This window comes from Veillonella sp. ICM51a (genome assembly GCF_000524355.1).
Lineage (GTDB): Bacteria > Bacillota > Negativicutes > Veillonellales > Veillonellaceae > Veillonella > Veillonella atypica.
On the sequence record NZ_JAPX01000025.1, the window covers coordinates 1 to 9,204 of the forward strand.

Genomic DNA, 9,204 nt, shown 5'->3' on the forward strand with positions numbered 1-9,204 from the left:
TTCTTTCCTTTTCTCTAAGAATTTTTTACCGACCCCCAGTTTAACTGGGGGTTTAGTCATGCCTATTCGGCGTACAATAATAATAAGGGCCCATGAATTCATCATGAACCCTTATTAAAAATTTACTATCTATTATTGTTCGTCATTAAGATAGATGTATTTATCGGATTTCAATTTGGACACGAGGTCAGGCACCAAGCCGATAAGGCGATCAAAGCTGCTGCTGTAAGGATTGCCTTTAATATTGAACAACTCGATGCGTTCACCTTTGATTACGAGCACAGCGCTTGGTTCCATGCGAGCGCCGCCGCCACCGCCGCCACATTCATGGTTCTTGCCAGATGTGTTATGGTTTGTGCCAGTGCCGAAACCAAATGTTACGTCCACAAATGGAACCAATGTAGTATCGCCGATTTGCACCGCTTCACCTACTACAGTTTCCACCTTAATCATATTTTTGAACTTCTCAAAAAGGACTTCTAAATTTTCTTTTACGTTACTGTTCTCCATCGTAGTACCTCCACTGATGTCAACTATGCGTTAGCGGCCTGTTCCGCTTTCAATCGTTCTAATTCTTTCTTTTCTTTGCGCTTAACCCAAACGACCTTGACCGTTTCAGCTATGAGTGCACGCATTGGTTGTGAAAGCACGAATCGCGTGCCGTGCCATGCCAATGCGCCTAGAATAATGCGCCCTTTAATGTGGCCACTACCTTCTAAATGCCAATTCAAATAATCAATCTCGATATGTTCAGCCTGTTCAGGCCAGATACTGTACAACATCGAAGCAAACATGCCGCCCTTAAAAGGATCACCGATACCGATACGCCCTTCTACAGCGATATCTCGTGGTTTAGAATGGTCATAACACCGCTTAGAAACAAGCAATAATTGACGCCACAATTCCGTATTCGTCACATGTTTCATGAACCAAAAGGTCGGGATTTTCGATTTAAAACTAGCTACCGGATCATTAGAATCTGGTTTTTGAAAGCGCGATTTTACGCTATCTTTCAAGCCGTCTATTTTCGTAAATACCTTCTCTTTTACGGTGCCATCACTATTGAAAGTAACCTTTTCTACCACTTCATCATCAGGTTTCATCGTCGGGTTATCGCGAATTGAATCATATTGTGCAGCCCGCGCTTCAGCACCCTTATTATCATCCTTAGATGTATCAACACGTTCAACGCGAACCTGTTTACCTTGTGCATCTGATGTTTGCCCTGCACTGCTCGTAGCATCTAGGCTTTCACTAGAAGCACCAACGGTCGTCGGCTCAGTCGGTTCAGTACCGCCCTGGCCATCGCCTTGCATGGCTTTCATCATCGCTTCCGCCTGCGCAGCCATCGGATCATTTTCAAATTCGTCAACAGCCTTCTGATATTCGTCATCAACCCGTTGTTGAATCCATTCGTCGTATTCTTTCACAGGGCCTATTTTCTGCATACCTAATAGATAAAGTTGTTTAAAAAATGGTTTGCCCTGAAAATATGCGAGATGCAGCGACAATACGCGCCACAGCCATTTAACCGACAATTCTACGCGGTACGGCGTCCTGCCGTTCCATTCGATGCTATATGTGATTGGCGTTAGTAGGATAATCATGATCAGCGCTACGATAAGAAGCACTACGATGAGTGCCACAATAGCGACTATACTCAACCACATCACCTCCTTAGGTTATGGGATTTGTGAAAGTATACTCTAATTTTCAATGCCCTTGCGAGCCATTACACCTTGCATGTAATAATGCTTAACTTCCTTCATTTCCGTCACAAGATCGGCCACATCAAGAAGTTCTTGCGGTGCCCCGCGCCCCGTAAACACCACTTCGGTTTCCGGATTACGAGCCTCTAATAGAGCCTCCGTTTTTTTCCAATCAATGAGTTCAAAGAACAAAGCCATGTTATATTCGTCGAGAACCACCAAATCATAGTCGCCGCTAGATACAGCCTCTAACGCGCGTTCATAGCCCTTTTCAATGAGCGCTACATAATCCTTAGGCGGATTTCCTGATTCAAATACAACCACCTCATCACCCCATTTGGCGAGCTCATCCTTGCTCTTCATGCCTTCCTTGATGATAAAAAACGGTTTACCTACAGTTTCTAATGTAATATTTTTGAGGGTCGGTAAAATATTATGTTCACTATACACTTTAGACTTCATGAACTGTAAAAATAAAACCTTTTTGCCAGCGCCTATAGCTCGTATAGCGAGGCCGATCGCAGCCGTCGTTTTACCCTTGCCTTCGCCGGTATAAACTTGTACATAGGCCTTCATAGATATACCTCCGTTCATATACCATAATTGTACAATATTTATAGACGAAAAGGAATAGATATCACATGAAAGACAATCCTAATTATGCATAAGATAATAATATCTATTGATTCATTAATTATATTACCTACACATTGGTGCCAAACAAGATGATGATGGGGCCCTAAATCCTCCACCGGCCAGGTCTGACTACGGCCTTCGGCCTTCGCAGGGCCAAAGTCGGATTTAGAACCCCATCATCATCTTACTATCTAGCACTTCAATAATGTATGCTTATAAAATAATAGACACCAATACAATATCCAATAGATATTATTATCAACCCAAAAGGATTATCCCACATGTGATATCTATACCATCAGTATATAAACATGTACCAATTATGGTATATGAATTACTACCAACCTAGCCGTTTGGGAAGAGATGTAATGAATACTTGTTACATAGGTTCCTTATAGTGTGTCCCCAAAAATAGAACAGGCCTGTTCTATTTTTTAAGACACATATAGTAGGTCCCCAGAATTAGTACACGCCTGTTCTATTTTTTAGGGAACATATATTAGGTACTCAGAATTAGAACACTCCTGTTCTAATTTTTTATAAGGCATATATAAGCCAATCTCGTACGCTCCTTTATCCTAAATTATACAATGGTATTTTATGCCAATTAGTCAACTAAATTTAGATAGAAAAAAGATAGACCCCTTCTGAAAATGATTTCGGGCTCCGCGTAAGCGCAGTAGCTTCCCCACTCCCGCCAGTTTAGTAATTAGTAATACGCCAAAAGGGATACCCCCTGTTCGAAAACGACTTCGGGCTCCGCGTAAGCGCAGTAGCGTGTCGGCTTTCGAACAGGGGGTATCCCGTCTTATAGCGTATTTAATTACTAATTGGCAAAAATACCATGGGATCAACCGCGGACCCATTAATCCGTACTTCGTAGTGTACGTGTGCGCCAGTACTTTTACCAGTACTACCCATAAGGGCGATGACTTGGCCTTGTTTTACGGTCATGCCCGGTGTAACGAGAACGGCGCTATTGTGGCCATAGCGAGTCACAAATCCGTTGCCGTGATCGATTTCTACGAGGTTACCATAACCGCCTTCGGTGTAGCCTGCAAATGTTACGGTACCCGCTGCAGTAGCAACGATAGGTGTGCCGTAATCGTCAGCGATATCAACACCTTCGTGGAATGCGCTAGCAGCACCGGTCACAGGATCGACACGAGTGCCATATGGGGATGTAATAACACCCTTACTTGGCCAGATGCTTGGCGTTGTACTATTCGTATATCCACCAGAACCTGTGGTGTAGTTCAATTGTTGCAATGCAGCGATGTCTTGAGCCCCACCATCACGCAAGATGTTTCGCATCGTGTAGAAGCTAACCAATAATTTTTGTGCATCCTTATCTAATTTAGATAGTCTTGCTGAAAGTTGCGCCGCACTTAGCGTGGGACTAGTCTCATCGCTAGCGGCTTCCTGCTTTGGGTCAGAGCCATCGCTACCACCTTGAGATGGTGTGCCGGACTCAGCACCCTTTAACATTTGTTTATTTTCTTCACTAATTTGATTTAAGTTTTGGATTTTCTTATCCAACACTTCTGTTTTTTGTTGTAACAGTTTTAGTTGTTCTGTTTGCAATTGTGTTTGTTGACGCAATTGAACGATTTCTGCTTGTCGTGCAATGCCCCAAATGGATAAAACAAGTGCTGCTACAAATAAGATTACGGCCACTACCGCTACAATCTTCGCTTGTTTATGACTCAATGTAATGGTGCAATTATCACCATTCTGAGACACTACAGAACTCAAAATACTTGGTACTTTCAAAATGCCTTCCTTACTTTTAATCATTCCTCAACTTATCATGCATGTGCGCTCTATATGAACACAACATAGCGATTTGCCTATTGAGAGTGGATAACGCTTGCTAACGCTTCCTCATTCGTACGTTCCCCAAGCGCTTCATTTAAACTTTCTAATTCCTCTTGTGAAAGATTAACGAGACTTTTACCTTTCACAATTGGTTTACTGAAAATACGAGAGTCATTTCGGCCATAGATACTGGAAATGCAAACCCCATTATTATTGCCGTCAAGCAATGTAAGGGAAAAGGACAAATCGTTGCCGATGTTATCAAATGCATTATACTTCTTAAAGCCGATTTTTTGTAATGTGTTGCCTTGAATATTGCGAATTTGAGTTTGTTCCTCAATCATATCCTGCAATCCCTTTGCAGCCTCGCGAATTTCAGTGATTTCTACTGAAAGTTTACGTTCTAGGCTAGCCCCATTTTCACCTTGCATGAAGAAATTGAACTTCTTCGTTAAGCTCCCTAATCTAATATGTAGGATAATGCAATATACCAATAAAATAACGGCTAATACGCATCCTAATACACCGATATAGGGTTGTATAGATTCTAACATTCAAAACCCTTTCTATCTAATTCGTCCATAAACGGACTAATAGCACGTTCTAGTATACCATGTAATGACGCAATAAGTACACCATAATTCACAATAGGCGTACCTTGCACAACGGCACAATCAATGCGCCGTAACACCTCGCGACGCGTCAACATACAAGCCCCGCAATGGATGATAAGATCATAACCGCTTACATCCTTAGGGAACGCACCACCGCTGGTAAATTCAAGCTGTAGATCCGTATGCCCCTTCTTTTTAAGCCACATCGGAATTTTAACGGTTCCAATATCATCGCATTGGCGACGATGTGTGCAGCCCTCACTGATGAGCACACGCGCACCAGGTTTCAAGTTGTTAAGGGCTTTCACCCCTGTTACTAAATCCTGCAATTTTCCCTTGAAGCGAGCCATTAAGATGGAAAATGATGTTAATGGAATATCCGCAGGCGTCAACGCATTCACCGCTTCAAAGGCTTGCGAATCGGTGATGACGAGTTTTGGTTTTTGTGAAAGCTTACTGAGCATGGTCGGTAGCTCTTCTGTTTGGCACACCAAGGCAAGACCTTTGTGGTCCAAAATCTCGCGAATTGTCTGTACTTGTGGCAAGATTAGACGACCCTTTGGCGCCGCCGAATCAATAGGACATACCAAAATGATAGTATCCCCTGGATCAACTAACCCTTGTAATAGAGATTGCTCGCCTTCTACATCGAGCGGTGTTAAACCACCTAGCAAATCAAGCAAGGTAAGACGATCCCGATTCGATGTAAAGTCCGTAGAGCCTACGACAGTGGCAATAGCAGATAAATCAGGATACGCATCTACATAATTTGGATTAGTATCATTACCATTGCTATCGTTATCATGAGTGCTTTCACTATTAAAAGCGTTAATTTCATTGATGAATAATGCGATAGGCACATTGTTTTGTTTCAACTTATTAAGCCACATCATATCATCAGCAGTGGGCGCTTCATCATTACGCAACACATAGACAGCGAGATTGATTTTTTTGATAATTTCTTCGGATTTTTCAATGCGAAGAGCGCCCAGTTCCGATGTATCATCAATTCCCGCCGTATCGGTAATGACCACAGGGCCTAGAGGCAATATTTCCATAGATTTGCTAACAGGATCAGTCGTAGTGCCTGCCACTTCAGACACAAGGGATACTGGTTGATCCGTTAGCATATTAATTAAGGTCGACTTACCCGCATTACAACGGCCAAAAAAGCCGATGTGTACGCGATTAGCCTTTGGTGTTTGTTCCATTATACGCGAAACTCCATTGTTTTTTCATGTTCTGTGCTCTCCTGAGCATCCATATAAGCAATAAGACGTTCTAATTCAGTTTCAGAGCTAAAGGCAATTTCAATTTTACCTTGTACCTTCTTACCAGCTCTAAATTTAATAGATACTGGAGAGCCTAGGCTCAATTTTAAACGATCTACCAATGCACGAACCTCAGCTGTATCATGTGGCTCTGTAGTGTCTTTAGACTTAGTCTTTTTAGACATCATTGCTTTCACGAGCTGCTCTGCTTGACGAGCGCTTAACTCGCCCTCTTTAATGCGCTCTGCTGCTTCTACTTGTTGCGCTGCACTACGTAGAGCCAACAAAGGTCGAGCTTGACCAACAGTTAAATCGCCTTCAATTAAATCTTTTTGAACAGATGCAGCTAATTTCAAAAGGCGCATCATATTGGCAATATATGAACGGCTACGTCCAAGACGTGCAGAAATCATCTCCTGAGTTTGCTTATACGTATTCATCAAACCTTGATATGCCAAAGCTTCTTCAATAGGATCCAAACCTTCACGTTGGAGATTTTCTACCAAAGCGACTTCTGTCATTTCCTCTGTATTATAATTTTTTACAACTACAGGTACTGTTTCTAGGCCCACCATTAATGCCGCGCGATAGCGACGCTCACCGGCTACGATTTGGTATTTATCCTTTTGCTTGCGAACGACGATTGGTTGAAAGATACCTAAATTCTTAATAGATTCAGCCAAAGTAGCTAAACTTTGTTCATCAAAATTCTTACGTGGTTGATCCTCATTAGGAATTACATCCCCTATAGGCAACTCGTGAACTTCACGCTCAGGTAAAGCCGTCTCTATAGACTGTTCTCCTATCATTGCTGCTAATGTTTTTCGTTCCTTTTTCTGTTTCATCGCCATAATTAACCCCAATCTATTAGTACTTTCACACCGCATATATAAAATGCAGCACAAACCAATATACAGTTTGTGCTTACATTACATAATCATATTTATTTAGTCTATTCTATACCAATTATTTCGTTTTCTTAGAATCTCGAATAACCTCTTTAGCTAATTTAGTGTAAACAGCTGCACCCTTTGATTTCAGATCATACACAATAATCGGTTCCCCATAACTTGGTGCTTCACTGAGGCGAACATTTCGAGGAATAATCGTTTTATACACCTTAGTACCAAAGAACGATTTTACCTCATCTGCCACTTGGACAGACAAATTAGTACGTCCATCAAACATGGTGAGTAACACACCCTCAATTACAAGATCTTTATTAGATGTTTGTTGCACGATTGTAATCGTCTTAACAAGTTGACTAACACCTTCCAAGGCATAAAATTCAGTTTGAATTGGAATCAAAACACTGTCAGCCGCTGTGAAAGCATTCAATGTTAGCAAACCAAGAGATGGCGGGCAATCAATGATGATAAAATCATACTCATCGCGTATAGAAGCAATGGCTTTTTTCAAAATTGTTTCACGTGAAACAATCCCTACTAATTCTACCTCAGCACCAGCCAATTGAATCGTTGCAGGCGCTACAAAAAGCTTTTTAAGCATTGTAGGTTGAATAACATTAGCAATGTCTTCGCCATCTATCAACACATCGTGAATACATAATTCCAAATCATCTTTTTCAATGCCTAATCCAGAACTAGCATTACCCTGCGGATCCAAATCTATTAATAACACCTTTTTACCTGCATCAGCTAAACAAGCACTGAGATTAACAGATGTTGTAGTCTTGCCTACACCGCCTTTTTGATTAGTAATCGCTATTACTTTGCCCACAAAATTCACCTCAACTTTACGTTCAAAAATATTTCATTTCATTATAACATAGGGCACGCAAAAGAAATAGAACTTTATAGGTATGACCATCATTTTCAAATAGAATCTAAAAACAAATAAGAATGTTTCACGTGAAACATTACAAAAACATATGTTCACCAACATGATATACCAGCTTATAAATTTATTTGATTATGTATCATCACTAAATAGATTTACACCATTAGATATAAAACAATTACATATAACTTTTTTCTATGGACGCACCTCAATAAATTATATGAAGCTATAGCCTTTACAGTATATATAGATATATTTATACTTATAAAAGACAGTATTTTAATAGGTTTAACATTTTAACCATACAATCTATTTTATTTTTAAAGGAGGCGTTTCACATGCCCATTTATAACGGAATGCTTCCCGTCATCAACAAAGATGAAGTAAAGCGATATGCAGGACTTCGTCATGCCGAAGATTTTCCAGAAAAATTCGTTGACGAAGCTTGTAAAGAAATCCAATTATTAGCGACGCCAAAAGGTGTCTACCAAGAATATGATTACGATGCGGAAAATAAAGTTATTTTAAGTAATCCGCCGCTCAAAATTGAAGGATCCATCATTGAAAAACATCTTGAAAAATCTACAAAGGTGTATGTGCTAGGTGTTACGGTCGGCGAAGACGTTGAAAGACGTAGCGAACAGCTATTCAAACAAGGCAACTACACAGTAGGTCTCTTACTAGATGCAGCTGCAACAACTGCAGTTGAACAAGTGGCTGACCAAGTTAACGAGGTAATCAATAACATTGCTAAGAAACAAGGTTATGCACCTACATGGCGTTTTAGCCCAGGCTATGGCAACTGGCCTTTAGAAATTCAACCACAACTTGGTAAAATCATCAAAACCGAACAAATCGGACTACAAGTTACAGAAAACTTCTTATTATTTCCAAGAAAATCCGTAACAGCTATTATCGGTTTGATGCCAGGAGATCAATGCTTGACAACAAAACGCGGTTGTAGCTCTTGCTCACAAAAAGATTGCCAATCAAGAAAACTTCCAGAAAAAACAGCGGCTACAAAACCAGAAACAAGCAAAACAACAGCCGAAACATCTGGTATAGCTATGAAAGCACAACCAACAGAATAAAATTTTAACACACTATGTTTCACGTGAAACATTACCTTGTACATCTGTACCATTGTACCCATTCTGTACCATTGTACCCATGTGCAATCAAAAATGTTTCACGTGAAACAATCTATTTATGATATCGAAAAGATGCAATTGTTATAATGAACTAGTGGATTGAAAGCCCGCATATAGATGGTTTAGAAAGATAATTGTGAATGAACATTACTTTCGCAGCGACTTTGGCCCTGCGGAGCCCGAAGGGCGTAGACAGACCCGGCCG

9 protein-coding genes are annotated in these 9,204 nt (G+C 40.8%); 1 reads left to right on the plus strand and 8 read right to left on the minus strand.

Annotation, left to right across the window (positions count from 1 at the left end; all coding sequences use genetic code 11):
• Positions 1–132: 132 nt before the first annotated feature.
• From HMPREF1504_RS04215 to HMPREF1504_RS04250, 8 genes are all read right to left on the minus strand, one after another.
• Positions 133–510 (minus strand): GerW family sporulation protein, encoded by a 378-nt coding sequence (locus HMPREF1504_RS04215; RefSeq protein WP_038123670.1) that lies wholly within the window; start codon positions 508–510, stop codon positions 133–135.
• Between the two features lie 23 nt (positions 511–533).
• On the minus strand, positions 534–1,664 hold the full coding sequence (locus tag HMPREF1504_RS04220) for a hypothetical protein (RefSeq protein ID WP_038123684.1): 1,131 nt from the start codon (positions 1,662–1,664) through the stop codon (positions 534–536).
• Between the two features lie 42 nt (positions 1,665–1,706).
• Positions 1,707–2,285, minus strand: coding sequence for a cob(I)yrinic acid a,c-diamide adenosyltransferase (locus HMPREF1504_RS04225; RefSeq protein WP_005375894.1), 579 nt, complete (start codon positions 2,283–2,285; stop codon positions 1,707–1,709).
• Positions 2,286–3,164: 879 nt separating this feature from the next.
• Positions 3,165–4,142, minus strand: coding sequence for a M23 family metallopeptidase (locus tag HMPREF1504_RS04230; protein WP_009661386.1), 978 nt, complete (start codon positions 4,140–4,142; stop codon positions 3,165–3,167).
• A gap of 53 nt (positions 4,143–4,195) precedes the next feature.
• On the minus strand, positions 4,196–4,717 hold the full coding sequence (locus HMPREF1504_RS04235) for a DUF4446 family protein (protein ID WP_038123673.1): 522 nt from the start codon (positions 4,715–4,717) through the stop codon (positions 4,196–4,198).
• Positions 4,711–5,988: a [FeFe] hydrogenase H-cluster maturation GTPase HydF gene (gene hydF / locus HMPREF1504_RS04240; protein ID WP_038123675.1), complete on the minus strand. Its 1,278-nt coding sequence runs from the start codon at positions 5,986–5,988 to the stop codon at positions 4,711–4,713. The genes HMPREF1504_RS04235 and hydF overlap by 7 nt, the downstream gene beginning before the upstream one ends.
• Complete coding sequence (locus HMPREF1504_RS04245) at positions 5,988–6,899, minus strand: ParB/RepB/Spo0J family partition protein (RefSeq protein ID WP_038123677.1); 912 nt, start codon at positions 6,897–6,899, stop codon at positions 5,988–5,990. The genes hydF and HMPREF1504_RS04245 overlap by 1 nt, the downstream gene beginning before the upstream one ends.
• 115 nt (positions 6,900–7,014) lie before the next feature.
• The gene (locus tag HMPREF1504_RS04250) at positions 7,015–7,788 is read right to left on the minus strand and encodes a ParA family protein (protein WP_038123679.1); all 774 of its coding nucleotides are present in this window, start codon (positions 7,786–7,788) and stop codon (positions 7,015–7,017) included.
• A gap of 398 nt (positions 7,789–8,186) precedes the next feature.
• Between HMPREF1504_RS04250 and HMPREF1504_RS04255 the strand changes: the two genes are divergently transcribed.
• Positions 8,187–8,939, plus strand: a complete 753-nt coding sequence (locus tag HMPREF1504_RS04255) for a methionine synthase (RefSeq protein WP_038123682.1) — start codon at positions 8,187–8,189, stop codon at positions 8,937–8,939.
• Positions 8,940–9,204: the final 265 nt, after the last annotated feature.